The following is a 25,492-nucleotide window of genomic DNA, read 5'->3' as shown; positions in this document are numbered from 1 at the left end:
CCAAATTTGAATGGTGGGTCATGATGGACTCGAACCATCGACCAATGGATTAAAAGTCCACTGCTCTACCAACTGAGCTAATGACCCGCTCTGGCTTTACTTAAAGTAAAAATAACAAATTTGAATGGTGGGTCATGATGGACTCGAACCATCGACCAATGGATTAAAAGTCCACTGCTCTACCAACTGAGCTAATGACCCACTAAATTGTTTCGCTGCAAGATGTGTGTAACACTATCGGCTGCTGCGGGCGCTTATAATACTTATTTAAAAATCTTGTGCAACCGAAATTGCCTGTTTTTTTCAAATTTCGCGTCTAAGCGCCTAATTTTAAATCATTCTGAGAAAATATCAGCCATTTATATTTTGCTCAGTCGCTCCGTTGCCAATTTTGCAGCCGTTGTGCTGGGATATTCTTTGATTAGATTCTCGAACAAGGTTTTTGCTTGTGCAGATTGTCCTGTCTTCTGGAGCAAGGTTCCCAGCTTTAACATCGCATCTGGTCGCTTATTTGAATCAGCAAACAGATCTACCACAGTACGGAAGTGCACCATGGCCTGAGTGTCTTGATTCTTGATAGACTGTAGCTGACCTAACCAATAGTGTGCGTTAGGTATATAGACGGAATTGGGAAACTGCTTAAGGAAGCCTTCGAATTCAGGGATAGCCGCATCGTAGCGCTTATCTTTCATAATCAACGCAACGGCTCTGTCGTACGCTTCATTTTCCGACAAGTCAGTGCTCACGGCCTGCGCAGTTGCACTGTCAGATGTCACTGCGGGCGCTAGCTGCTTGCTCTGCTCATAAACCTGCGTGACTCGCGTTTCTATTTCCTGATAAAGCTCACGCTGGCGCTGTAACACTTTTTCGAGCTTGTAACTTTGCTCTTCCGTTACACCACGGATCTGGCTCACTTCGTCCTGTAGTTGGTCAAGTTGCGTTTGTAGCTCCGCCTGGATCAAGTTGCGGTTTCGCATCAGGCCCTCAAGCGCAGACAAACGTTGTTCAATAGTTTGGTTAGAACCAGCAGCATCAGATACAGCAGCGGGAGCTGCCCACAATTGGGAGCTCCCGCTGACTAAGATGATCGCTGCCAAAAAAGTATTCGGCTTCATAGCATCTCTTTAACGATTAGTATACCAGTACCGCGCGGCGGTTCTTAGCAAAGGCTTGTTCAGTGCGCGCTTTGTCCATTGGCTTTTCTTCACCATAACTTACAACAGACATTTGGCTGTCAGACACACCCAGGCTCTGCAGATACTTAGCAACCGCTTTACCACGGCTTTCACCTAGTGCGATGTTGTACTCAGGCGTACCGCGCTCATCAGCGTGACCTTCGATCAGTACTTTAACGCTTGGGTTTTTAACCAGAAAGTCAGCGTGTGCTTGCAGAAGCTCTACGAACTCGCTGCGAACAGTAGACTTGTCGAAATCGAAGTATACGATTTGCTCTTGACGCAACGCTTCATACTTTTCTTTCAGTAGCTCTTCAGCTGTTTTCTGACGTGTAGCTGTGTTCACATCAACGTTGCTGCCATTGTCCGCAGTTGCTGCGTTTGTTTCGCTGCCAGCGCCTGCATCAGTGCCCGATGAAGAGCTACATGCAGCCAGCGTCATCACAGGCAACGCGACCAAAAGGGCCTTGAGAGTTTTGTTAAGTTGCATCGAGTATATTCCTATATCTTTTATAAGTCTTACCAGCAAAATTACTGTAAAAATGGCGACCAAGCTGGTGCCTTAACCTGTCCGTCTAACACCGGCAGGCGGGCCTTAAAGCGGCCATCCATCGACACCAACGCCAGTACCTGCTTATTATTATGCAAGGTACTATAAATAATCATAGAGCCGTTCGGCGCAATACTCGGTGATTCATCGAGTCTGGTGCGCGTTAATACCTGAAACAGCCCAGAATCCAATTCTTTCTTGGCAATATGGTAACGACCCAAGGTACGATTTACCATTACCAATTGTTTACCATCTGGCGTTATCGACCCGGCTAAGTTCATGTCGCCGTCGAAAGTTACACGCCGTGATCTTCCTGTATCTAAATTTAACTTATAAATCTGGGCATTACCACCCCTTTCAGATGTATAGACTATTTCTTTGCCATTTGGATGCCAAGTTGGCTCAGTATCTATACTACGGTGCTTAGTCAGACGCCTCTCTTTGCGCGTTTCCAGGTCAATTAAATACACTTCGGTTGCACCGCCTTTGTCTTTAGACAACACGATCAGCATTTGTGTACCATCCGGCGAAAACTGTGGTGCGCCATTGATCCCCGGGTAACTGGTTAAGATCTCACGCTTACCCGTATAAATATCCTGAATATAAATTTGTGACTGACGATTTTCGAACGTCACATATGCCAGTTTATTACCATCAGGTGACCAGGCCGGAGACATTAACGGCTCTTTAGAACGCAATAGTACCTGCTCGTTATAACCATCATAGTCAGCAACAACCAACTGATAAGGTTTGTCCTGCTCTTCACGTACAATCACATACGCAATCTTGGTGCGAAACGCCCCTTTTTCACCTGTCAGGGCTTCATAAACCACATCGCTGATCTGATGTGCGTAATAACGAAAGCTTTGAGCATCAATCACACTTTGACGTGCTTCCAAAACGTGATCCTGACTCTTCATCAACTGGCCGTTAGTCATCATGCGGGTCTCACCACCGGTGATCTGCGCACGGATGACATCAATCAGCTCATACTTGATAAGATAGCGATTCGCTGGCTGCTGGGTAATGGTCCCGACAACAACAGCTTCCACACCTAACTCAACCCAGGCATCGTAATCCACTTCTTCATCGGTTGTGGGTAACTGAGGCATTTGCTCTTCTGCTACTGGCTTGAACTTACCACTGCGGATCAAGTCCGCCGCAATCACTGAGCTTATTTCGGCTGGCGCTTCGCCGTTGCCAATGTATTTAAACGGAGCTATCGCGATAGGTCGGGCACTGTCGACCCCTTCTGTTATCACGATCTCCAATGCTGCGTAGGCGACCCCTTGCGCAGCGAAAGCCAGAACCAAGAGTAAATTTCTTAAATGGTTGTACATGGTCTTCCTTTATAGAGTTGGTTTTATCGTCAGGTTAATGTTTTTAAGCTGTTCGAAAACATCTTTATTCTCAGAAACAGGCAAGGTATCTGCCATTCGCACAGCACGCAAAGCGGCTTCACACACCAGCTTATCACCACCCAGTGACTCCGCTTGTGTCACCAGGCCATTAAAGCCCAGGCGAATATTCAGGCGACATTGCTTCCCTTTCATTTTCTCATCAATTAACAAGTTAGATTGGATCCGCTGCATAATCAGCGCCTTATACTTGTCAACTTCGGTCAGGACCTGCTGCTGGCGAATTTTCGCTCTCGCCGCTTGTTCCTGAGCCAGTTGCTCCTGGAGAAGTTGCTCTTGCAAAGCTTTCTGACGCGCCTCTTCGGCAGCTTGTGCTTTGCGCTTAGCTTCTTCCTCTTGCTGTTTACGTTTCGCCTCAGCCTGCCTCAGCCTGTCCTCTTCTGCTTTACGCTTCTGCGCAGCAGCTTTGGCAGCCTTTTCAGCAGCAAGCGCTTCCTGGCGCGCCTTTTCGGCTTGCTGGCGCTCTTTGTTTTGAATTTCTTGTGCGCGTTTGGCTTGCGCTTCAGCTTTACGTTTCTCTTCCAGCTTAGCAAGACGCTGTTGTTCCAGTTTCTTGATCCGTCTGGCTTCAGCTTCACGATCCTTTCGGGCCTGCACTGCACGGCGCTCTAAATCGCGTATCCTTTGCTCTTCCGCACGCTTCTGCTGCGCTTCTTTTTCGCGTAGCTGGGCAATTTTGCGCTCGACCGCCTGCTCGTTAACTGAGATAGCTGATACCGCTTTTACTTCTTCAATTTCGTTAATGGCAGGATTAAGCTGAACTTCCATTACAGTGGGACTGGAAAACTGAAAGTTGGCAGTCGCGAACAGTAGTCCGGCTATAGCGAAATGGAGTAAAAACGACTTTAATATTCCGCTGGTTAAAGCATCCATTAACTGTCCTCAAACGATTTTGTCATTAGCCCGACCGACGGTACGCCCGCATTTTTCAAAAAGTCCATTAATAAAAGTACTTCCTGATATGACACACGACCAGACCCTTTTATCATTACGGGGGTATCGGGGTTTTGCTGTAACTTAAGCTTGATGACCGCAGCCACTTCTACCGCATCCATTGGCGCTTCTGGGTCGGTTCCTACCGAAACATAGTAGCGGCCTTCAGCATCGATAGTAGCGATAATGGGTGGTGCATCTTTGGTCTCTACCAAATCCGACTCTTCCATCTGCGGTAGGTCCACTTTAACACCATGTGTGATCAGCGGTGCCGTTGCCATAAAGATGATTAACAACACCAGCATAACATCAATGTATGGCACCACATTGATCTCTGCGACAGGGCGGCGTCTCTTATGCTGGTACATTTTGCTTGGCCTCAGTTAAGCTGGCAGCCTGGCGATGCAGAATATTGGCGAACTCTTCCATAAAGTTGATGTAGTTTGATTCCAGTTTTTCTACATTTTTAGCAAAACGGTTGTACGCCATGACCGCCGGAATCGCCGCAAACAAACCCATTGCCGTTGCTATCAGAGCTTCGGCGATACCTGGTGCAACCATTTGCAGTGTTGCCTGCTTAACCTCTCCCAGGGCAATAAATGCGTTCATGATCCCCCAGACCGTTCCAAATAGTCCGATGTAAGGGCTGATGGAGCCAACGGTTGCCAAAAAAGACAACCCAGATTCCACTTTCTCCACTTCACGGGACAGGGCAACACGCATAGAGCGGTGTGTACCTTCTATTATCATGCTCGCCGAGCCTGTGTTTTGCTTCTTATGCCTTGCAAATTCCTTAAAGCCGGATACAAATAAGGCTTCTAAGCCACTTGAGCTACCGGCTCTTGCAGTAATTTCATTGTATAGCTTACCTAAGTCCATCCCCGACCAGAACTTCTGTTCAAATTTTTTCGCATCTGCCAGAGATTGCGCCAATATACTGCGGCGCTGAAAGATAATCGCCCATGACGCAACCGACATGCCGACCAGTGTCAACATAACAAGTTGTACAAGGATACTGGCTTCTAAAATGAGATCTATGAAATTAAGTCCCGATTCCACGTTGTTATACTCCTAGAAAATAATTGTGTTCTCGGCCAAGGCAGCCTTCACCGTATTGACTGTAAGCCAGCAAAAAGGTTCAGGTAGTTTAACCACACTAATAAGGGCTTACAATCTCAATGCCGTAAAATTCACTTAAATGCCGATAATTCGCACATTAAGCTACTTGACCTCTAGTTTTGACTCGATTGACACGCCCCGGCTCTATATTAAAAGTGAGTTGATTTCACGTAATATCCTGCCTAAATAGCCCTTTTATACCGCAAAAACGATCTGTACCCACGCGTAGATTGCAATGAAACATACAGCCTGGTGCGTATATGTGACAGAAATTTACTGTGGTCGGAGCTGTCTAACCTTCACGGTGTTTATTTATTTATGCAACCTGCATAAAAGCAATGTTTTATTCACTCTGATAGAATAAACCCTCAAAACTCGATTGGTAATACCAATTAACAACAAATAATCTAATATTCACAAATTGCGCATAATAAAGACAACTCCATATTTTACAAACACTTAAAAATATAACTATGCTTACGATTTGTGCAAAGGAAATCAACACAAAGCCTTCGGATTAGTTTTTTTTATAGCAAAACTGTAATTTTTCTAGTTTGATTAAATGCCCGACTGGCCTTATTATACTCCCCGTACTGAGCGAGCAGCATCTCTCAATGCAAATGCACAGTTACTTAGGCCGCAGAAGTCTGATTTATTCTGCAGTCATGATGAGAAACTTTTGGATAACACCTTAACGGACTCATCAGTTCCCTGGATTACTTCCTTCAACTTGTTGTTTTCGCCCGCACACTGTGCGGGCTTTTTTTTGCCTGTAATCTGTTCATTTATGGCTCACTCTCCTCTAAATGAAGACACAAGCTCTTGCGCTAACGTAAATGAAATAAAATGAGCGTTGAATGAATGGGTAGGGAAATAGAAGAAGTGTAAAAAGCAAAGAAGCGCTTTGGCAGCGCCTCTGTCTGATCAGTATATATGCCTGTCGGCCACCTTCATTCTGATGGCTTGGTTAAATCGAAATGCAAATAGGCTCTGTCAGAAACAATCCGTCCCCTCGGAGTTCGCTGGATAAACCCTTGCTGGATCAGGTAAGGCTCGATAACATCTTCTATGGTCTCTCGCTCTTCACCAATTGCAGCCGCCAGATTATCCAAACCGACAGGACCCCCAGTGAACTTCTCTATAATAGCAAGTAAGTACTTACGATCCATATAGTCAAAACCGCACTTATCGACGTCGACCATGTCTAGTGCCTGGCTGGCGATCTTCTCATCTACGCTACCATCTCCTTTTACCTGAGCGAAATCTCGGACCCGTCTGAGCAAACGATTGGCAATACGGGGAGTACCTCGCGCACGTTTCGCCACCTCTATCGCACCCGCATCACTGATCTCGAGATTCAAAAAATGTGCAGAGCGCGACACAATCGATGCCAGCTCAGACACAGAATAAAACTCCAGACGCTGTACAATACCGAAACGGTCTCTCAAAGGTGAGGTCAGTGAACCAGCACGGGTCGTTGCGCCCACCAGCGTAAAAGGTGGCAAATCAAGCTTAATTGAACGAGCTGCCGGTCCTTCGCCTATCATAATATCGAGCTGATAATCTTCCATCGCAGGATAGAGGATCTCTTCAACCTGAGGGCTCAGGCGGTGTATTTCATCAATAAATAACACATCCCCCTGCTCTAGGTTGGTCAGCATAGCGGCAAGGTCGCCGGCTTTTTCCAGCACAGGGCCAGAGGTGGTTTTAATATTCACACCCAGCTCATTCGCCACGATATTGGCCAATGTGGTTTTACCCAGCCCTGGTGGACCGAATATCAGCAGGTGATCGAGTGCTTCTTCACGACTGCGCGCCGCTTCAATGAAGATTTCCATTTGCTGTTTAACATGCTGCTGGCCGGTATAATCTGCCAACAGCTTAGGGCGTATTGCTCTGTCAACGGCCTCTTCATTATTGCCTTGCACTTCCGGCTCAATGAGTCTGTCTGCTTCTATCATAATTTACTTTATCAGCCTTTCTTACATCATAGATCTCAGAGCTTCTTTGATCAGCCCTTCGGTATCCATACCTGGTTTACTAACGGCTTTCAAAGCTTTTTGCGCCTGTGCAGGTTTATAACCCAATGCCAGCAGCGCAGCCAATGCGTCGTCTTCTGGCGTATTCGCCACGGTGGGATCTTCCTGAGGTGCCAAAATGGCATCATCGCTGAATGGGGTCAGCAGATCATGACCAAAGTTTTTCAACTTATCTTTCATTTCCAGTACCAGACGCTCAGCTGTTTTCTTGCCAACACCGGGAATTTTCACCAAAGTAGATGCATCTCCCTGATTAACACAGTGAACAAACTGCTCTGCTGACATACCCGACAAAATAGCCAGTGCCAGCTTGGGACCAACACCATTCGCCTTAATTAGCTCACGAAACAGTGCTCGCTCGGTTTTATGGTTAAAGCCAAACAATAGTTGTGCATCTTCTCGCACCACAAAATGAGTATAGATGGTTGCCTCATTACCCGCCTGAGGTAACTCATAAAAACACGTCATCGGCATTTGTACTTCATAACCGACGCCACTGACGTCTAACAGGATCTCTGGTGGCTGTTTTTCTACCAGAATACCTTTGAGTCTGCCTATCATAATTACCTCAATCTTCCTCGTACGGTTTTTTTCGCGTTGCCAGCCAGCTTGATCAAGTTTTGCTCGGAGTGCGCATGGCAAATTGCGATGGCCAGCGCATCAGCGGCATCGGCCTGGGGTGTGCCCGGGAGCTTTAATAATCGCTTAACCATTTCCTGAACCTGCGACTTATTCGCCCCACCGGTGCCAACAACCGCTTGTTTAACCTGCCGGGCTGAATATTCAAACACCTCAATCTCTTTCATTGTGGCTGCGACGATAGCTGCCCCCCGCGCCTGACCAAGCTTTAAAGCGGAATCTGGATTATGTGCCATAAAGACTTGCTCAATGGCAAACCCCTGTGGATTAAACTGTTCGATGATCTGGCTAACGCCCTGATAAATCATCTGCAATCGTTGTGGAAATGGCTTATCACCAAGCCGAATACAACCACTGCCCAGATACTGAAACTGGCTACCCTGACGTTTAACGACGCCATACCCTGTCAGCCTGGAGCCTGGATCTATGCCTAAAATTACTGCCAAGGCGCATTCTCTCGTTGTTTTTTCGCTATCATGCCAAAATACTGTATGAATTTCCAGTTATCTAGGATTTGCAGAATAAAAAAAGCGGCGCAATCGCCGCTTTTTCATTCTTTTCGCTGTCGTTACTCAGCGTCTTTTTGCTGTGCAGTCACTGTTACCGCAAGCTCCTTTAACGCATCCGGGTTAGCGACACTCGGTGCGTTGGTCATCAGACACGATGCCTGTGTGGTTTTCGGGAAGGCAATCACATCACGGATGTTGTCTGTGCCACACAGCAACATCACCAGGCGGTCAAGGCCAAACGCCAGACCTGCGTGTGGTGGCGTACCATACTTCAGAGCATCCAGCAGGAAGCCAAACTTATCTTGCTGCTCTTGTTCATCAATGCCCAGAATACGGAAAGCGGCTTGCTGCATATCGTTGTTGTGGATCCGCACCGAGCCACCACCGACTTCGTAGCCGTTCAGTACCATGTCGTACGCATCTGAAATAGCGCCAGCAGGATTGGCTTCCAGCTCTGCCGCTGAAATGTCTTTAGGTGCGGTGAATGGGTGGTGAACTGCATGCAGGTTACCTTCGTCGTCTTCTTCAAACATTGGGAAGTCAACAACCCACAATGGTGCCCACTGACCAAGGTTGGTCAGCTCAAGGTCCAGGCCTACTTTCAGGCGTAATGCACCCATTGCTTCGTTAACCACGTTGCGCTTGTCAGCACCGAACAAAATGATGTCGCCGGTCTGTGCGTTAGTGCGTGCAAGAATACCTTTGATCACTTCTTCATTCAGGAACTTAGCAATTGGCGACTGAATACCTTCAAGGCCAGCGTCCAGGTCGTTGACCTTCATCCAGGCCAGGCCTTTTGCGCCATAGATGCCAACAAACTTGGTGTATTCATCAATTTGCTTACGAGATAGTGATGCACCACCCGGTACAGTCAATACCGCCACGCGGCCTTTTTCATCGTTTGCAGGGCCTGCCAGTACCTTGAACTCAACGTCCTTAACCAAGTCAGCAACATCAATAAGCTCAAGCGGGTTACGCAAGTCAGGCTTGTCTGAACCATATCGACGCATTGCTTCTTCGTAGCTCATTACCGGGAACTGACCCAGATCTACCTCAAGCAGTTCCTGCCACATTTCGCGGATCAAACGCTCTGTGATATCACGCACCTGATCAGATGTCATGAACGACGTCTCTAAATCGATTTGTGTGAATTCAGGCTGACGATCCGCACGTAAATCTTCGTCACGGAAACATTTCACGATTTGATAGTAACGGTCAAAACCAGACATCATCAGCAGCTGTTTAAACAGCTGAGGCGACTGTGGCAACGCGTAGAAGCTGCCTTTGTGCACACGGCTTGGTACCAGATAGTCACGCGCACCTTCTGGGGTTGCTTTCGTCAGTACCGGCGTTTCGATGTCCAGGAAGTCATTGCTATCTAAGAAGCGACGGACAAAGCTGGATGCTTTTGCACGCAGTTTAATGCGGTCGCTCATTTCCAGACGACGTAAGTCAAGGTAGCGATAAGTCAGGCGACGCTCTTCCGAGTTTTCCTGGTTAAAGTCCAGAGGCAAAGGTTCCGCACGGTTGATGATTGTCAGGCCAGTGCCCAAGATCTCAACTTCACCAGTTGCCATATCCTGATTGATTTGGCTCTCAGGGCGCGCACGGACAGTACCGGTAACCTGAACGCAGAACTCCTGGCGTAAAGTGTTTGCAACATCCATCAGGCCTTCTACTTCAGGATCAAACACGACCTGGACCAAACCTTCGCGATCTCGCAGATCAATGAAGATCAGGCCACCCAGATCACGACGTTTGTTGATCCAACCACATAGCTCCACTTCCTGACCTACATGGTCCTTGTTTAATTTTCCGCAGTATATTGAGCGCATAATAATCCTATTTGCCTACTAACTCTTAAGGGCATAATGAATGATAAATTTAATCGCCAATTATATAAAATTGCCACGCTTTGTCATCCCACAAAGCGGGGATTCTTTCGCAGTTACGATTTTTTCTCCATCTGGACTTTGTTAGACTCTTCTCCAAGTCAGTTAGGGAGCAAATTTCATGCTGTATTTGGGGTGTCCTCAGTGGAGCTCTGCACACTGGAAAGGTCGGTTTTTCAGCAGCGACTGCAAAGCCGCGGATATGTTGAGCGAATATGCACAGATCTTTAACAGTGTTGAGGGTAATACCAGCTTCTATGCCAGCCCAAAACCAGAAACCATCACTGCCTGGTCAAACGCAGTGCCCGACACTTTTCGCTTTACCTTTAAGATACCCAAAAAGATTTCTCACGAGCTGGCATTGAATCAGTGTCAGCAAGAACTTAAGCAATGGCTTGAGCTGTTTTCGCCTTTATTTTCAAGGTTGGGGATGGTGTTACTGCAACTGCCTGCCAGCTGTAGCCCTCAATATCTCGGCCGGATAGCCGACTTTATTGCACAAATACCCGAGGAGCTGACGCTGGGGATTGAAGTCCGACACAGGGAGTTTTTTGCCAAAGGTGATGCTGAGAAGCGTTTTAACCAGCTGCTGATACAGACCGGAGTGAATCGCATCATCATGGATACTCGCCCTCTGTTTAGTGAGCCGGCCAGTACTCCAGCCATTATTGATGCACAGCAAAAGAAACCGCGCGTGCCGGTCAATGTCATTGCCACCGCTCAGGCTCCGATGTTGCGCTTTGTTGGGTGCTCAGATCTGGCTGCAAACCGCACCTTTTATGCCCCCTGGCTTAACAAAATTCGTGGCTGGCTGAACGAGGGGCGTACCCCTTATGTCTTCTTTCACACCGCCGACAACTATGATGCGCCTCTGCTCGCCAGGCAGTTCATTCAGGACTTAGGGGTTGCTCATCAGGTGCTTGCTCCGTTTCCGGCTGAGTGCCAGCCACAGCAACACACATTAATTTAGCCACTTGACAGCGTTAAAGTTTTACAGGATGTTAGAAGGCGAATAAAACAACAATAAGGAAAATACTATGTTATTAAAACTCACTAAAAAACCTGTAAAACAACTCTCTGATGACCAGTCTGCGTTACCTGCCAAAGCGACCCGTGCCGTCGGCGCAGGCAGAGCAGAGATTCAGAAAAGCGGTGGTAATTCTCGCGCCTCTGATTGTTGTGCGATGACAGACAATTAAAACCAAGTGCACTTAATACGTGTTCAAACTGAAGGCACCAATATGACTGAAGCTGTGTCATATTTGCTTCAAAATGGCACACTTAATTAAGTACAATGGAATAAGTTAAAAGAATCGGGGCCAAAATATGGTCCTGTTTACTATTCCCTGCCCGGCTCTTTCCCCTCATAGTGAGGTAGCTTGGCATCTAATTCTTCCCAATTTGCTTTTGAGGTCACGTAATTGTGTGACATTGGCCGCTCCGTTATATCAGAGTCGAGTATACCGAGTCGTAGCCTGAGTTTTTCAGGGTCATCCTGATTAGAGCTATATAAAGGAGAGGCACACACTCCACAGAAGTGACGTAACCTGCCAGGTTTAAACGCGTAGTGACGGACAAGCTCCTCTCCGGCAACGATCTGCAGATCGTCACGATCGACAAATCCATTCGTCGCATATGCAGTACCAGATGACTTACGGCACAATGAACAGTGGCAGTGGATGATACTGGAAATGGCTCCGTGCAATGTCAACTTGACCGCACCGCATAAACAACTTGCCTGATACATTTATTGTTATTCCTGTTATGATCTTAAGTACACCAGCTTAGAATTTCCGTATCAGGATTACTACCGTCAACATGAATTATTTGCCGTATTTTCAGCACTACCCTCCTGCGTTGCAATCCCAGATTAAAACCTTGCTGGAACCTGATAAACTTGCAGCTTATTTCAAAAGTAAATATCCGCAGGGTCATCAGCTCCAGAGTACACAAGCACTTTATGATTACTGCCACGGCTACAAAAACAAATATCTTAAGAATGTGCCTCGTCTGCATAAGGTAAGCTATGCAAAGGGCCGGGATCTGATGACGGGAACATTAGGGCATCATAGCCAAACACGTAAACAGCACGGCGGAAAAGTAAAAACTCGCTATGAAATTGCCCTGTCTCAGCAGTTAAAATATGCGCCTGAAGCCGTTTTACGTGCTTTGGTTGTTCATGAACTCGCGCACTTCAAAGAGCTGGATCACAACAAAGCCTTTTATCAGCTCTGTTGCCATATGGAGCCTGAGTATCATCAGCTGGAACTAGACCTCAGGCTGTTTATTGTGCTCAATAAGCTGGGCGCAAGCTTTTATGAGCACCCCGCCCAACCAGGTTAAATTTATTGACAGGCAGGACTACGACCCTGGCGGTTAGCGTCCTGCGCAAGTGTATTGGCCTGCGCCATTTTGCTTTGCAGCAGCGCAATGCGGTTTTGCGGAGACGGGTGAGTCGACAAAAACTCCATCGGCCGCTCTCCCCCAGCTTTTTCCATGTTTTGCCACAACTCGACGGCTCCCTCTGGTTTAAAGCCCGCTTTGGCCATTAAGTCGAGACCAATGACATCCGCTTCACTTTCATGACTGCGGCTAAATGGCAGTGCAATTCCGTACTGTGCCCCTAGCCCTAAGCCCTGCATGATGGCATTACGATACTGCACATTGCCCATTTCAAGTGCCGCATTGCCAGCTTGCAGACCCAGCTGCAACAGGCTATTTTGAGACACCCGTTCGTTGGCATGCTCAGCGATAACGTGTCCCACTTCATGCCCCATGACGGCAGCGAGCTGGTGTTGGTTTTGTGCTACCTTCAGCAGCCCGGTGTGCACCCCTATCTTGCCACCGGGCAAAGCAAAGGCATTTGCGCTGGGGTCCTGAAATACTACCACTTCCCATTGCTGCTGTGCATACTGCGCTGGAAGCTGCGCAATCAGGGCATCTGCTATGCAGTTTACGTAGCCGTTGATCTTGGCATCATTTTCTATCGTTTGCTCCTGCTTCATTTGCTCGAAGCTGGCAACGCCCATCTTATCCATTTGTTGTTCTGAATACAGGGCTATTTGGGTACGTCCGGTAGGAGAGGTTTTGCAGCCAGCCAGAGTGATGGCTATAGCAGCAATAGCAAGAAGTTTTTTATTCATGGACTTATGCCTAAGTGATTTCACTGTTTTTATTTTAAAAGGTGACTCGGACTGATGCAAATCAGATCAAAAAAGCCCGCTGTCGCGGGCTTATAAATCAGGTAGTTACAGCTTATTCAGCTGCTTTTGACACCATAACCATTGCTGGGCGCAGCAAACGGCCGTTCAATGTGTACCCTTTTTGCATTACCGCTAAAACGGTGTTAGGCGAGACATCGTTGCTAGGTTGCATTGACATTGCCTGATGTAGCTCTGGGTTGAACGCTTCACCTTGCGGGCTCACAGCCTCAACACCAAACTTCGCCAGCGCATCGTTAAATGACTTCAGCGTCATCTCAATACCTTCAAGGATTGACTTGGTCGCTTCATTGTCTTTGTCAGCAAATTCAATTGCACGCTCCAGGTTGTCGACCACAGGGAGCAACTCATTAGAAAACTTTTCTAATGCAAACTTCTGCGCTTTCTCAACATCTTGCGCTGCACGACGACGGACATTCTCGGCATCTGCGGCTGCACGGATCACGCTGTCTTTCTGACCTTCAATTGTTTGCTTAGCTGCTTCCAGTTCTGCATACAGGCCTGCAATCTCTTCTTCTGGGCTCAACTCAGCTTGCTCAGTCTGTGCACTCTCCTGCGCTTGTTCAGCTTGCTCTGCAGCACTTTCCTGTACGTCTTCTTGCACTAACTCTTGTTCCTGCTCTTGGGCTTTTGTCTGCTCAGACATGAAAAATTCTCTCCGATTCTTTACAACTGCCGTAATTATGGGGATTCAAATTTGTTATTCAAGCATCTTTTTTTGGGATTTGTGTAAATTCACCGATTATTGCCTCAATCGGCGCATCAGCGGGACAAATCACGCAAAAACGACTCTGGTACTCGCTCGACGTAAAGTAAGGTACACTCAAGACCACAAATCGCTCCAGATTCAGATAACTCAGCTCACTGCCCAGCAACACCGACAGGCCATTCTTTAGCGCTAACTGATCTTCCACCTGATGTAAAAAGCTCACCCCCAGATTAAGTTCGTTATTTCCTTCCAGGCGGTTATAAAGATAACGCTCTCCGACTACTATGCTATTGTCGGTTCCCAGCTGCAGGCTTAACTCGCGGCTCCACTGCATTAAAGAACCACGGCAATCCGCCATCGCACTTTTCGCCATAGCGCGCATTCGGTGCAACCCTTCTTTGAGCGTTTGCGCACTGAATACGGTGTTCATCCAGGCCGCAAACTGGTATCTGACCTGGTCAGAATTGGATTCAGGCTTGTTGATAAGAATATTATTGGATTGACCGGTTCTGTCTATCAGAAGTACCAACCAGTGTTTGCGATCAAAATCCAGTACCTCAACCCGAAATATGGTTTGTTCACTCACCTGCGGCAAACCAACGATACAACACACCTGATATGTCTGGCTGAGAGTATGCGCAAAACCAGTCAGTTCTTCGCGCTCTGGCTCCCAGTAAGGAGCAATGTCTTCTAAGCCAAAATACTCCTGTAACCAATACTTAATTCCCTGATCAGAGGGCACACGCCCCGCCGAAGTATGCGGTGAAAAAAGCAACCCCTGGTTTTCCAGACGTGCCATGGCATTACGGACCGTGGCAGAGCACACCGCCATGCCTTTTAATTTTGCTATCTTACTCGATGCCACAGGATGCCCTTCACCATTACAGTAAAGACTCATTACAGCAGAGAAGACTTGTTTATCACGTGCACTAAGTTTCATAACATCATAAATAAGGTTAAATTTGCGAGTTTCAAGCGAATTCATTTTAAGATAATCTTGGCAATAGAAATTTTGCCAAGGAAACTCACTGAATGAGCGCACCATTTAAAACCATCGGCCTGATTGGTAAACCAAACCATGATGGCGCCGCCCTGACATTACAACGCCTGTATACATTTTTGCAAGCACTTGGCTATGAAGTTTTTGTTGAGCAACGCGTTGGCAAACAAATCACTGAGCTGCCTGAGACAAACATACTCGATGTTGTGGCTCTGGGAGAGCGCTGTGATCTGGCTGTGGTGGTCGGCGGTGATGGCAATATGTTGGGGGCTGCCCGTGTACTGGCCCGATTTGACGTTGCCGTGATAGGTGTTAACCGGGGTAATTTAGGATTTCTGACCGATTTAGACCCCGACGGTTTTGAAGCAGAACTTGAGCAGGTTCTGAGTGGCAAGTTTGTAGCAGAACAACGCTTTTTGCTTGAAGTTGAAGTGTTCCGTCATGCAGAACTTAAAAGTGCCAACCTGGCAGTAAATGAAGCGGTATTACACGCTGATAAAGTCGCCCACATGATCGAGTTCGAAGCTTTCATTGACGATCAGTTTGTTTTTTCTCAGCGCTCTGACGGCCTCATTGTCACCACACCAACCGGTTCAACGGCTTACTCTTTGTCCGGCGGAGGTCCCATTTTGACGCCTGAGCTAAACGCGATGGCTCTGGTCCCCATGTTTCCGCATACACTGTCTAGCAGACCTTTGGTCGTTGATGCAAATAAGCAGGTCAAACTGAAGCTCAGCCCCGAAAACACGGCAAGCTTGCAGGTAAGTTGTGACAGTCACGTCGTGCTCGCGTTGCTTCCGGGTGATGAAGTGGTCATAAAAAAAGCAGAAAAAAAACTACGTTTGATCCACCCTGTCAGTTATTCCTACTACAATGTTCTGAGACAGAAATTAAATTGGGGCAGCAGGCTTTACTAAGCGATCGAAGTTCAGCAAAATAAGTAAAATTTATTTTCTATTTTAGGGAAAAGTAAACCAACATGAGCTACGTTGTTTTCGTATCTATTACCTTATTGATCACCATTTTGGGGGTTTATGTGGTGATTGAGAATAACCGTAAAAAAGCACGCGAAGCCGAAAAGCGGGTGTTCAATGAACGTCTGAAAGAGATCAGCAGTCACTTCAAAAGTAAAATTAGTGAATTCGTAAGTTACAAGCTGATCCGCCCCAAGCACGCGCCTCAATTTAACGCCATTGTCGGCAATTTCTTTGTTGTGCAAGCCCACAATGACGAGAACCTGGAAGCATTGGAGCGTGTTACTGATCATTTGCTCGCCACAATTGGCACTGAACTGAATAAGTGTCGTGAAAATGGCAATTTGGAGCTCTTGGCCGACCAGCTATTTATGTTTGTCAGCGAGCTTCCCTCTGCCGGGATAGCTTATAACAAGGCATTTTACAGCGAAATTTTACCTGCGTTGATTTCACGGATCCAGACACCAGATACACCTGTGCAAACCGACACGCAGGAAGCTGGCCAGAGTGAGGAAGAAGCGTCAGCTCAAACCGAGAATGACGACCCCTCGGGACAGCAACAAAAAGCCGCCGCCCTGTAAAAACCTGGGTAACAAAACGCAATTTCAAGTTGCATTTCTCAATGATGCTGTATAAATTAACAGTAATTATACTGTTTGGATATACAGCATGCTTCTTAGTCTGCAAATCAAAAACTTTGCCATTGTTAACGAATTAACCATTGACTGGCGATCAGGTATGACTGCCATCACCGGCGAAACCGGTGCAGGTAAATCCATTGCAATCGATGCACTCTCTTTGTGTCTGGGTGAACGGGCAGACGTTGCCAGTATTCGCCCTGGTGCGACCAAAGCAGAGATAACTGCTCAGTTTGATATCAGGCAACTTCCCAATGCTCAGCAGTTTTTGAACGATTTAATGCTGGACGATGAAGAGCAAAACTGCATTTTACGTCGTGTTGTTATGCAAAATGGCCGCAGTAAAAGCTTTATCAACGGCAACTCTGTAACGGCTGCGCAATTAAAAGAACTCGGCCAGCGACTCATTGCCATTCATGGTCAGCACGCCCACCAGCTACTACTTAAGCCCGAGCATCAGCTGGGTTTACTGGATGCCTATGCAGGTCACGATAACCTGTTGCACGCCGTACGTGCTCAATATCAACATTATCATACGCTACAAAAAGAGCACGCAGAGCTCATAAAACAACAACAGGCGCAGGCGGCCAAAAAACAATTGCTTGAATACCAAGTTCAGGAACTGGATGAGTTTGCGCTGGAAGAAGGCGAGTATGAGCAGATTGAAACTGAGCATACACGATTGAGTCATAGTCAGACGCTGGCTGAAAGCTGTCAGCGTGAACTGATGTGCCTGTCTGAGCAAGATGACCAGACCGTATTAGGGCAACTTCAACACAGCGTACAAACCTTTATTGAACTAAGCAATTATGACCCTAAACTGCAGGAGATCAGCCAACTGCTGGGGGAGGCTGCGGTGCAACTCGAAGAAGGCTGCCGAGAACTGCGTGCCTATGGTGAAAACATCGAGCAAGACCCGGAACGTCTGCAGGCTGTCGAAGACAGGCTGGCACAAGCAATGACCTTATCACGTAAACACCAGATCAGCCCCGAGTTGCTGCATCAGCATCATCAACAGCTGCACCAAGAGCTAGCATCTATCTGCTCTAACAATGAGCGCATCGAAGATCTGCAACACGAAATAGCAGAGGCACTACACGCCTATCAAATCTCAGCGGCACAGCTTAGCGAAAGCCGTGCGCAAGCTGCACTGACTTTGAATGATTTAATCAGTGAAAGCATGCATGAACTGTCAATGGAAAACGGCCAGTTTGCTATTCAGCTTAGTCAACATGAAGACAGACGCCCCAATGAGCTGGGCATGGATAAGATCGAGTTTCTGGTTTCGACCAACCCGGGCCAGCCTCTGCAAGCGCTGGCCAAAGTAGCATCGGGTGGTGAACTATCACGGATCAGCCTGGCTATTCAGGTAATTATCGCGAACCGAGTTACCACCCCTACTCTGATATTTGATGAAGTAGACGTTGGTATTTCGGGTCCCACGGCCTCACAGGTTGGGAAACAATTACGCCAGCTTGGTAACTCAACCCAAGTGATCTGTGTGACTCACTTGCCCCAGGTTGCCTGTAGTGGTCATCATCAGTTCTTTGTTTCCAAGCGTGTTGAAGACGGTGAAACCTTTACGTCTATGCTCCCACTAGTTCAGGAGCAACGCATTGATGAAATCGCCCGCTTGCTTGGTGGCGACAAAATCAGCAGCACCACACTTGCCAGTGCTAAAGAGCTGCTTGAGGTACAGGGGGCGTAACATCAGGCGGGAGCGGCTCAATAAAGCATACCTGAGTGCCGAAGCTTCTGCCCTTATTTAATGTTGTTGATACTTCGATAATAGCTGTTTAGGGGTTGGTTGTCCGCTCAGTACCTATGGAAAGGTACGAGCGGGCCAGGTGTCAAAAGCATGCACAATACTTTAAATTATGCCCGGTGTTTGACTTCATATCCCAAAGTTAGCCGCTCTTACTAGGGCAGATTCTGCGCCTTAATGCTATCTTACCTTGTGAGATTTCGTGTGCTCTGAGAAACGAATTTATCAGACCGCACAGGTACAGCCTTTAACTCATAACATAATACCCGCGATTTTCACTCTACCTCCCTATAAGGGGTTACTCCATCATTAGCGATTCGTTTTCCTTCAGCCAGTAGACTATTTGTTCATTTGCTCGATAGTTCATAATTCCTTCAAATGTAACCAAACTCCATGCTTAGCCCGAGCCTACCCTAGTTAGTGATTTAATCCAAGTGCTGTATGAATAGGTACACCCAAAAAGCAAAAAGCCCGCGATTAACCAAAATGGTTAACTGCGGGCCAATTTTTATGATGAAACCATACTCAGCCAGAGTAAGCGACTTTACACTCCTAGATAATCCATGATCCCTTCTGCTGCGTTACGGCCTTCAAAGATGGCGGTAACCACCAGATCAGAGCCGCGAACGGCATCGCCACCAGCAAAGATTTTCTCATTGCTGGTTTGGTGTGTAAATGCGCCCTTTTCTGGCGCTACAATACCGCCCCACTCATTGATGGCAACGTCATAGGCTGCCAGCCAGTCAAGATTGTGGGGTTTAAAACCAAACGCCATGATAACGGCATCGGCTTCAATCAGGTGTTCGGATCCTGGCACCTCTTGTGCACGTCTGCGACCATTTTCATCCGGGTCGCCCAGCTCAGTCCGCACCATGCGAACACCCGCCACCTGACCATGTTGATCGAGTTCAATGCCTTTAGGCTGAACATTGAAGCTAAACTTAACGCCCTCCTCTTTGGCATTCTTAACCTCACGACGCGACCCCGGCATGTTGGCTTCGTCCCGGCGGTACGCACAGGTCACAGACTGTGCGCCCTGACGCACAGAGGTACGCACGCAGTCCATTGCAGTATCACCACCGCCCAGTACCACCACCCGTTTACCAGCCATATCTATGTACGCCTGTTTGCTTTCGTCATAACCCATGACCCGATTAGTGTTACCAATCAAAAATGGAAGCGCATCATATACATGCTCAGCATCTTCATTGTCCAGTCCGGCGCGCATGTATTGGTAGGTACCGACCCCAATAAATACGGCATCATATTGTGCGAGTAGCTCATCCATACTGATATCTTTGCCAATCTCAGTATTAAGGCAAAACTCCACACCCATTTCCGAAAAGATCTCGCGGCGCTTCTCCATCACCGATTTTTCCAGCTTGAATGACGGGATGCCAAACGTCAGTAACCCCCCAATCTCCGGGTTACGATCAAACACCACAGGTTTCACCCCGTTACGCACCAAAATATCCGCACAACCAAGTCCGGCAGGACCCGCACCGATAATGGCCACCTTTTTGTCAGTCCAGGTGACATAAGACATGTCGGGTTTCCAGCCCTGTGCAAATGCGGTATCCGTGATGTACTTTTCAATATTACCGATAGTCACGGCACCAAACTCGTCATTAAGTGTGCATGAGCCCTCACACAACCTGTCCTGTGGGCAAACCCGACCACACACTTCAGGCAGGCTATTGGTCCGGTGCGACAATTCCGCAGCTTCGAGGATCCTGCCCGTACGGATCAACTTTAGCCACTGCGGAATATAGTTGTGCACCGGACACTTCCACTCGCAATAAGGATTACCGCAATCTAAGCAACGGTCGGCCTGAGAGCTGACCTGCTGCTTTGAAAACGGTTCATAAATTTCGACGAAAGAGCTCTTGCGTGTCGTGATAGGCTTCTTTCTCGGGTCGATGCGCTGTACATCGATAAATTGATAGACATTTTCGCTCATACTTCCCCCTATTGTGCCTGTACGCGCAATTCAGCACTGCTGCGTGCACGGTGCCCCAGCAAGCTCTTTACATCGCTCGATTTTGGTTTTATCAGCCTGAACATAGGCACATACAACTCAAAATTAGCCAGGATCTGCTCCGCTCTGCAAGAGGCTGTATTATCCAGGTGCTCAGCAATCAGGCCTCGTAGGTGCTCCTGCATGGTTTCTAGCCCTTCCAGAGAAAGCACTTCAACTAGCTCAGGGTTGTAGCGCTTGTCAAAATCTCCGGCTTCGTCCAGTACATAGGCAAAACCGCCAGTCATTCCGGCGCCAAAGTTAACGCCAACCTGACCTAACACACAGACAACACCACCGGTCATATATTCGCAGCCGTTATCACCTAATCCTTCAACAATCGCTTGTACTCCTGAATTACGTACGGCGAATCGCTCTCCGGCGCGCCCGGCAGCAAACAGCTTGCCACCGGTTGCACCATACAAACAGGTGTTACCCGCAATAGTAGCCTGATGTGTCAGGAAGCTAGAGCCTACAGGTGGCCGTATGACCAACTTGCCACCAGCCATGCCCTTACCCACATAGTCGTTAGCATCACCAACCAGTGTCATTTCAAGGCCACCTGCATTCCATACACCAAATGCCTGCCCTGCAGTGCCGTGTAGTTCGATCACCACAGGATCTGCCGCCATACCTTGGTTGCCGTGACGAGAAGCTATATATCCAGACAACATAGCGCCCACAGAGCGGTCAGTATTTTTAATACGACTCACCAAAGAGGTACCGGTTTTATCATCTATCGCTTGTTTCGCTTTCTCAAGCAAGCTCTCATTGAGTTGACCCTGATAGTGCGACGTGTTCGGCGCACTGCAATAGAGTGTTTCGCCCGACGGATTCGCCGGTTTTGCCAGCAAAGGTTGTAGATCAAGCTTTTGCTGTCTTGCGGTTGTTCCATCCAGCACCTCGAGTAAGTCCGTACGCCCGATTAAATCGGTCAACTTGTTTATGCCCAGCGACGCCATGATCTCGCGAGCTTCCTGAGCAATAAAGCGGAAGTAGTTCATCGCCATTTCTGGCAGGCCATGGTAGTGCTTCTGGCGCAGTGTCTCATCCTGAGTAGCGACGCCGGTCGCACAGTTATTCAGGTGACAAATACGCAGATATTTACATCCCAGTGCAACCATAGGCCCTGTTCCGAATCCAAAGCTTTCGGCGCCCAAGATTGCCGCCTTAATAATGTCCAGGCCAGTCTTGAGACCACCGTCAGTTTGCAGTCGGATTCGGTGACGCAGGCCATTTTCTACCAATGCCTGCTGCGTCTCAGCCAGGCCAAGCTCCCAAGGGCTGCCAGCATACTTGACCGAAGTGAGCGGGCTTGCCCCCGTTCCACCATCGTAACCGGCGATCGTAATCAAGTCCGCATAGGCTTTCGCAACCCCTGTTGCAATCGTGCCTACACCAGGTTCCGACACCAGCTTGACGGAAATCATTGCCTTGGGGTTGACCTGCTTAAGATCAAAGATCAATTGCGCCAGGTCCTCAATCGAATAGATATCGTGGTGTGGCGGTGGCGAAATCAAAGTAACACCAGGCACAGAATATCTCAGTTTTGCGATGTATGGTGTCACCTTTTCACCCGGCAACTGACCACCTTCACCTGGCTTGGCGCCTTGCGCAACTTTTATCTGGATCACATCCGCACTTTGCAAATAATGGGGAGTTACACCAAATCGGCCGGAGGCAACCTGCTTGATACGTGAATTTTTCTCGGTACCAAAACGTAACTTATCTTCGCCCCCTTCACCGGAATTAGAGCAGCCTCCCAACCGGTTCATAGCAATCGCCAGTGCTTCATGCGCTTCCGGTGATAAAGCACCAATACTCATCGCTGCAGAGTCGAAACGCTTGTATAATTCAGTAGCAGGCTCTACGTCATCAATATTAATGGCTGTGCAATCCGTTTTCAGCGCCAGCAGGTCTCGTAGATTAGTTACCGGCCGATTGTTCACCAGACTGGCATACTTTTGATAATCCTCGTAGTTTCCTGAACGCACAGCAACCTGCAAAGACTGAACTACGTCCGGGTTATAAGCGTGATACTCACCACCATGAACAAATTTCAGTAAACCACCGTGAGAGAGCAGCTTACGCTTACTGTACGCCAGTTTATGCAACTGTTTACCGTCTGCTTCAAACTCAGCAAAACCAGCTCCCTGGATACGACTACTGACGCCGTTGAAGCACAGTTCAACAATTTCATCAGACAAGCCCACCGCTTCAAACAACATCGAACAGCGATAAGAGGCAATGGTACTGATCCCCATTTTGGACATGATCTTGTACAAGCCTTTATTAATCGCATTGCGATATGCCAACGTTACTTCGCGATAAGTTTTTTCAATCACTTTGCTGTCACACAGCGCAACCAAAGTCTCGTAAGCCAGATAAGGGTATATCGCTGTTGCGCCGAATCCGAGTAACACTGCAAATTGATGCGGATCACGTGCACTGCCCGTTTCAACAATAATGTTAGAGTCACAGCGTAGATTCGTATTCACCAACCTATGTTGTACGGCCCCTACTGCCATTGCTGAAGGTATGGGCATAGTATCCTGAGTGATATCACGATCACTTAACAACAACATCACACATCCGGATGCAGCTTTATGCTGAGCTTCATCACAGACCCGCTCAATGGCGCTTTTCAGGCTTTCTGCCTGTGGATTGTAATTCAAAGATATGCGGCACACACTATAGTGATCATCATCCGCCGCCAACAGTTGTTGAATGTCAGAGAAGGTCAGGACTGGTGAATCAAATTGCAGACGTTTGGCGTGGCCAGTTGTCTCGTTAAACACGTTCTGCTCACGACCGATGCAGGTTGCAAGCGACATCACGTGATTCTCGCGCAAGGGATCGATAGGCGGGTTGGTTACCTGAGCAAATTTTTGCCTGAAGTAGTCGTACAGCGAACGTATTCCTTCAGAGAGCACTGCAAAAGGCGTGTCGTCTCCCATAGAGCCGGTGGCTTCCTGACCATTTTGGCCCATCACACGGATCACCTGATCGACCTCTTCGTTGCTGTAGGCAAACAGCTTTTGATAGACGAGTAATGTCTCATCATCAAAATCACGCTGACCCGCATCCGCTTCGTTAAGCGCTTCAAATGGCGTCAACCGTTTAACGTTTTGTTCCAGCCAGGTTTTGTATGGATGTCTGGCTTTCAGATCTTCATCAATTTCGTCAGACTGCCAAATCTTACCATGCAGTGTATCCACCACCAGCAACTCACCCGGTCCAACACGCCCTTTCTCAACCACTTCATCGGGCTCGTAATCCCATATGCCCACTTCAGAAGCCAAAGTGATGAACCCGTCCTGCGTAATGACGTAACGCGCCGGACGCAGACCATTTCTGTCGAGGTTGCAGGCCGCAAAGCGACCATCAGACATAACGATGCCCGCAGGTCCATCCCAGGGTTCCATGTGCATCGAGTTAAAATCGTAAAATGCTCTGAGCTCATCATCCATTGCACGGTTTTTCTGCCAGGCAGGTGGCACCAGCATACGCATAGCGCGAAAGATATCCATACCACCAGCAAGAAACAGCTCCAGCATGTTATCCAGACTGGATGAATCTGAACCGCTTTCGTTTACAAATGGTGCCGCATTTTGTAAGTCAGGCAACAGAGGCGAGGCAAACTTATATGCACGCGCTTTGGCCCACTGCCGGTTTCCGGTAATAGTGTTTATCTCACCATTGTGTGCCAGGTAGCGAAAAGGTTGAGCCAGTGGCCAACGCGGTTGCGTGTTCGTCGAAAAACGCTGGTGAAACACACAAATAGCACTGGTCATTCGGATGTCAGCCAGATCAAGATAAAAATTAGGCAGATCCGCTGGCATCATCAGACCTTTATAGATGGTTACCAGACCCGACAAACTCGCAATATAAAAGTCTGGATCTGACTCCAGCTGCTTCTCAATACGACGACGTGCGATATAAAGTCGGCGTTCCAGGTCTTTTGGACGCCATCCTTCCGGCGCAGACACGAAGACCTGTTCAAACAGGGGCAATTGCTCCGTTGCGATAGGACCAAGCATGCCTGGGTCGGTAGGGACAGTTCGCCAGCCCACCAATGTCAGGGTTTCTTTTTCTAGCTCGTTGTTGATGATGTCACGGGCTTGTTTGGCAAGCGATGGATCTTGGCTAAGGAACACCATACCAACCGCATAATTTTTGCCAAGATGCCACTCGTTTTCAGCCGCTACAGCTCTGAAGAAGCTGTCTGGCTTTTGTAATAATAAACCACACCCATCCCCAGTCTTCCCATCCGCTGCGATGCCCCCGCGGTGCTGCATTCTGTCCAGACCGGTAATTGCCGTGCGGATCAGCTTGTGGCTGGCCTGACCTTGTGTGTGCGCGATCAAACCAAAACCACAGTTTTCTTTTTCTAATGCCGAGTCATATAACATGGACTCCTCCCCTTGCTACAACTGCCAGCCGGTAATTTCAGACGAATTACTGGCAGATAATCAAAGCTAGCCCTGATTAGTATTCGAGTCAATACAATAAAGAATAGTTATTCACATACATGAATATTTCTCATAAAAAAGGTACTTAAAAAACGCCCTGGTAATTTACAAATATTTCAACACACGTAGAGAAACACAAAATGACACCGGTATCAAACCAAAAAAGTGATAAATAACACCTGTAAAAAGGGAAGTTTACGTTAACGTAATACCCAACATAACACTGAATAAATATTCATTATTTCGAGTGTGAATTTGGCAACCCCTTAATCTATGCAGGGTTAATGCTTGACGCATGCGTAAACTTGGTGTTGCAAAAGCTAGAATAGGCCGTGAAATTAGCGAAAAGATCTCAATGATTAGAAGCTGTGTTCGCAGGTATAAGCAGACATGAATGAAAAACAATGGCACATAAAAAAAGG

The 25,492-nt window shown here is 47.7% G+C and carries 22 protein-coding genes and 2 tRNA genes; 6 read left to right on the top strand and 18 right to left on the bottom strand.

All coding sequences use genetic code 11. The features are described 5' to 3' along the window. Nucleotides 1–11: 11 nt before the first annotated feature. From ACXAH1_RS08395 to aspS, 12 genes are all read right to left on the bottom strand, one after another. Nucleotides 12–87 (bottom strand) — tRNA-Lys (locus tag ACXAH1_RS08395). Between the two features lie 38 nt (nt 88–125). Further along, nucleotides 126–201: transfer RNA gene (locus ACXAH1_RS08390), tRNA-Lys, on the bottom strand. A 158-nt stretch (nt 202–359) separates the two neighbouring features. Next, complete coding sequence (gene ybgF / locus ACXAH1_RS08385) at nt 360–1,115, bottom strand: tol-pal system protein YbgF (RefSeq protein ID WP_475195787.1); 756 nt, start codon at nt 1,113–1,115, stop codon at nt 360–362. A 16-nt stretch (nt 1,116–1,131) separates the two neighbouring features. After that, nucleotides 1,132–1,665 carry a peptidoglycan-associated lipoprotein Pal gene (pal, locus tag ACXAH1_RS08380; RefSeq protein WP_253044182.1) on the bottom strand — a complete coding sequence of 178 codons (534 nt, stop codon included), beginning with the start codon at nt 1,663–1,665 and terminating at the stop codon, nt 1,132–1,134. Between the two features lie 41 nt (nt 1,666–1,706). Then, the gene (gene tolB, locus ACXAH1_RS08375) at nt 1,707–3,065 is read right to left on the bottom strand and encodes a Tol-Pal system beta propeller repeat protein TolB (RefSeq protein ID WP_475195780.1); all 1,359 of its coding nucleotides are present in this window, start codon (nt 3,063–3,065) and stop codon (nt 1,707–1,709) included. A gap of 9 nt (nt 3,066–3,074) precedes the next feature. Beyond that, entirely contained in the window at nt 3,075–4,016 is a 942-nt protein-coding gene (gene tolA, locus ACXAH1_RS08370; RefSeq protein WP_138549815.1) for a cell envelope integrity protein TolA, read from the bottom strand. Further along, nucleotides 4,016–4,444: a protein TolR gene (gene tolR, locus ACXAH1_RS08365; RefSeq protein ID WP_138549814.1), complete on the bottom strand. Its 429-nt coding sequence runs from the start codon at nt 4,442–4,444 to the stop codon at nt 4,016–4,018. Before tolR ends, tolA begins: the two co-directional genes overlap by 1 nt. Beyond that, the gene (gene tolQ, locus ACXAH1_RS08360) at nt 4,431–5,135 is read right to left on the bottom strand and encodes a protein TolQ (protein ID WP_138544346.1); all 705 of its coding nucleotides are present in this window, start codon (nt 5,133–5,135) and stop codon (nt 4,431–4,433) included. The genes tolR and tolQ overlap by 14 nt, the downstream gene beginning before the upstream one ends. A 1,010-nt stretch (nt 5,136–6,145) precedes the next feature. After that, on the bottom strand, nt 6,146–7,156 hold the full coding sequence (gene ruvB / locus ACXAH1_RS08355; protein WP_475195764.1) for a Holliday junction branch migration DNA helicase RuvB: 1,011 nt from the start codon (nt 7,154–7,156) through the stop codon (nt 6,146–6,148). Between the two features lie 21 nt (nt 7,157–7,177). Continuing rightward, nucleotides 7,178–7,795, bottom strand: a complete 618-nt coding sequence (gene ruvA, locus ACXAH1_RS08350) for a Holliday junction branch migration protein RuvA (RefSeq protein ID WP_138549812.1) — start codon at nt 7,793–7,795, stop codon at nt 7,178–7,180. Between the two features lie 2 nt (nt 7,796–7,797). After that, nucleotides 7,798–8,319, bottom strand: coding sequence for a crossover junction endodeoxyribonuclease RuvC (ruvC, locus tag ACXAH1_RS08345; protein ID WP_054014007.1), 522 nt, complete (start codon nt 8,317–8,319; stop codon nt 7,798–7,800). A gap of 122 nt (nt 8,320–8,441) precedes the next feature. After that, nucleotides 8,442–10,217, bottom strand: coding sequence for an aspartate--tRNA ligase (gene aspS / locus ACXAH1_RS08340; RefSeq protein ID WP_475195750.1), 1,776 nt, complete (start codon nt 10,215–10,217; stop codon nt 8,442–8,444). Nucleotides 10,218–10,395: 178 nt separating this feature from the next. Here aspS and ACXAH1_RS08335 point away from each other — a divergent pair, with 178 nt between their 5' ends. Beyond that, nucleotides 10,396–11,244 carry a DUF72 domain-containing protein gene (locus ACXAH1_RS08335; RefSeq protein WP_475195747.1) on the top strand — a complete coding sequence of 283 codons (849 nt, stop codon included), beginning with the start codon at nt 10,396–10,398 and terminating at the stop codon, nt 11,242–11,244. Between the two features lie 67 nt (nt 11,245–11,311). Continuing rightward, a complete protein-coding gene (locus ACXAH1_RS08330; protein WP_171045361.1) occupies nt 11,312–11,473 on the top strand; it encodes a hypothetical protein in 162 nt (53 codons plus the stop codon). A gap of 140 nt (nt 11,474–11,613) precedes the next feature. Here the strand turns inward: ACXAH1_RS08330 and ACXAH1_RS08325 are convergent, their stop codons facing one another. Beyond that, nucleotides 11,614–12,021, bottom strand: coding sequence for a GFA family protein (locus tag ACXAH1_RS08325; protein ID WP_475195742.1), 408 nt, complete (start codon nt 12,019–12,021; stop codon nt 11,614–11,616). Between the two features lie 71 nt (nt 12,022–12,092). Here ACXAH1_RS08325 and ACXAH1_RS08320 point away from each other — a divergent pair, with 71 nt between their 5' ends. Beyond that, nucleotides 12,093–12,617, top strand: coding sequence for a M48 metallopeptidase family protein (locus tag ACXAH1_RS08320; RefSeq protein WP_475195740.1), 525 nt, complete (start codon nt 12,093–12,095; stop codon nt 12,615–12,617). 2 nt (nt 12,618–12,619) lie between these two features. On the opposite strand, the gene ACXAH1_RS08315 is transcribed toward ACXAH1_RS08320, so the two are convergent. The 3 genes from ACXAH1_RS08315 to ACXAH1_RS08305 form a co-directional block, all read right to left on the bottom strand. Next, entirely contained in the window at nt 12,620–13,417 is a 798-nt protein-coding gene (locus tag ACXAH1_RS08315; protein ID WP_253044161.1) for a M48 family metallopeptidase, read from the bottom strand. Nucleotides 13,418–13,529: 112 nt separating this feature from the next. Further along, complete coding sequence (gene grpE, locus ACXAH1_RS08310; protein ID WP_138549805.1) at nt 13,530–14,141, bottom strand: nucleotide exchange factor GrpE; 612 nt, start codon at nt 14,139–14,141, stop codon at nt 13,530–13,532. 58 nt (nt 14,142–14,199) lie between these two features. Beyond that, nucleotides 14,200–15,144 carry an HrcA family transcriptional regulator gene (locus ACXAH1_RS08305; RefSeq protein WP_475195734.1) on the bottom strand — a complete coding sequence of 315 codons (945 nt, stop codon included), beginning with the start codon at nt 15,142–15,144 and terminating at the stop codon, nt 14,200–14,202. Nucleotides 15,145–15,236: 92 nt separating this feature from the next. On the opposite strand from ACXAH1_RS08305, the gene nadK reads away from it, so the two are divergent. The 3 genes from nadK to recN all read left to right on the top strand — a co-directional run bounded on the left by nadK (nt 15,237) and on the right by recN (nt 18,524). Next, nucleotides 15,237–16,121 carry an NAD(+) kinase gene (gene nadK / locus ACXAH1_RS08300; protein WP_138549803.1) on the top strand — a complete coding sequence of 295 codons (885 nt, stop codon included), beginning with the start codon at nt 15,237–15,239 and terminating at the stop codon, nt 16,119–16,121. Between the two features lie 62 nt (nt 16,122–16,183). Further along, entirely contained in the window at nt 16,184–16,759 is a 576-nt protein-coding gene (locus ACXAH1_RS08295) for a hypothetical protein (RefSeq protein ID WP_475195730.1), read from the top strand. Between the two features lie 88 nt (nt 16,760–16,847). Beyond that, nucleotides 16,848–18,524, top strand: coding sequence for a DNA repair protein RecN (gene recN, locus ACXAH1_RS08290; protein ID WP_475195727.1), 1,677 nt, complete (start codon nt 16,848–16,850; stop codon nt 18,522–18,524). A gap of 601 nt (nt 18,525–19,125) precedes the next feature. Here the strand turns inward: recN and ACXAH1_RS08285 are convergent. After that, complete coding sequence (locus ACXAH1_RS08285) at nt 19,126–20,541, bottom strand: FAD-dependent oxidoreductase (RefSeq protein ID WP_253044153.1); 1,416 nt, start codon at nt 20,539–20,541, stop codon at nt 19,126–19,128. Between the two features lie 8 nt (nt 20,542–20,549). Next, a complete protein-coding gene (gene gltB, locus ACXAH1_RS08280; protein ID WP_475195720.1) occupies nt 20,550–25,010 on the bottom strand; it encodes a glutamate synthase large subunit in 4,461 nt (1,486 codons plus the stop codon). Nucleotides 25,011–25,492 lie beyond the last annotated feature (482 nt).

Source organism: Pseudoalteromonas sp. AWH4_217 (genome assembly GCF_056161105.1).
The sequence above is the reverse complement of the archived record's forward strand: the minus strand, read 5'-3'. Positions and strand labels throughout refer to the sequence as shown.

What these genes read in the sequence shown, in the direction of transcription:
- grpE (WP_138549805.1), bottom strand. Translation starts at nt 14,141, where the DNA reads ATGTCTGAGCAGACAAAAGCCCAAGAGCAGGAACAAGAGTTAGTGCAA.
- ruvA (WP_138549812.1), bottom strand. Translation starts at nt 7,795, where the DNA reads ATGATAGGCAGACTCAAAGGTATTCTGGTAGAAAAACAGCCACCAGAG.
- tolR (WP_138549814.1), bottom strand. Translation starts at nt 4,444, where the DNA reads ATGTACCAGCATAAGAGACGCCGCCCTGTCGCAGAGATCAATGTGGTG.
- ACXAH1_RS08305 (WP_475195734.1), bottom strand. Translation starts at nt 15,144, where the DNA reads ATGAAACTTAGTGCACGTGATAAACAAGTCTTCTCTGCTGTAATGAGT.
- ACXAH1_RS08285 (WP_253044153.1), bottom strand. Translation starts at nt 20,541, where the DNA reads ATGAGCGAAAATGTCTATCAATTTATCGATGTACAGCGCATCGACCCG.
- ACXAH1_RS08325 (WP_475195742.1), bottom strand. Translation starts at nt 12,021, where the DNA reads ATGTATCAGGCAAGTTGTTTATGCGGTGCGGTCAAGTTGACATTGCAC.
- ACXAH1_RS08335 (WP_475195747.1), top strand. Translation starts at nt 10,396, where the DNA reads ATGCTGTATTTGGGGTGTCCTCAGTGGAGCTCTGCACACTGGAAAGGT.
- nadK (WP_138549803.1), top strand. Translation starts at nt 15,237, where the DNA reads ATGAGCGCACCATTTAAAACCATCGGCCTGATTGGTAAACCAAACCAT.
- ACXAH1_RS08315 (WP_253044161.1), bottom strand. Translation starts at nt 13,417, where the DNA reads ATGAATAAAAAACTTCTTGCTATTGCTGCTATAGCCATCACTCTGGCT.
- ybgF (WP_475195787.1), bottom strand. Translation starts at nt 1,115, where the DNA reads ATGAAGCCGAATACTTTTTTGGCAGCGATCATCTTAGTCAGCGGGAGC.
- tolA (WP_138549815.1), bottom strand. Translation starts at nt 4,016, where the DNA reads ATGGATGCTTTAACCAGCGGAATATTAAAGTCGTTTTTACTCCATTTC.
- tolB (WP_475195780.1), bottom strand. Translation starts at nt 3,065, where the DNA reads ATGTACAACCATTTAAGAAATTTACTCTTGGTTCTGGCTTTCGCTGCG.
- ruvB (WP_475195764.1), bottom strand. Translation starts at nt 7,156, where the DNA reads ATGATAGAAGCAGACAGACTCATTGAGCCGGAAGTGCAAGGCAATAAT.
- ACXAH1_RS08295 (WP_475195730.1), top strand. Translation starts at nt 16,184, where the DNA reads ATGAGCTACGTTGTTTTCGTATCTATTACCTTATTGATCACCATTTTG.
- ACXAH1_RS08320 (WP_475195740.1), top strand. Translation starts at nt 12,093, where the DNA reads ATGAATTATTTGCCGTATTTTCAGCACTACCCTCCTGCGTTGCAATCC.
- ACXAH1_RS08330 (WP_171045361.1), top strand. Translation starts at nt 11,312, where the DNA reads ATGTTATTAAAACTCACTAAAAAACCTGTAAAACAACTCTCTGATGAC.
- aspS (WP_475195750.1), bottom strand. Translation starts at nt 10,217, where the DNA reads ATGCGCTCAATATACTGCGGAAAATTAAACAAGGACCATGTAGGTCAG.
- gltB (WP_475195720.1), bottom strand. Translation starts at nt 25,010, where the DNA reads ATGTTATATGACTCGGCATTAGAAAAAGAAAACTGTGGTTTTGGTTTG.
- pal (WP_253044182.1), bottom strand. Translation starts at nt 1,665, where the DNA reads ATGCAACTTAACAAAACTCTCAAGGCCCTTTTGGTCGCGTTGCCTGTG.
- recN (WP_475195727.1), top strand. Translation starts at nt 16,848, where the DNA reads ATGCTTCTTAGTCTGCAAATCAAAAACTTTGCCATTGTTAACGAATTA.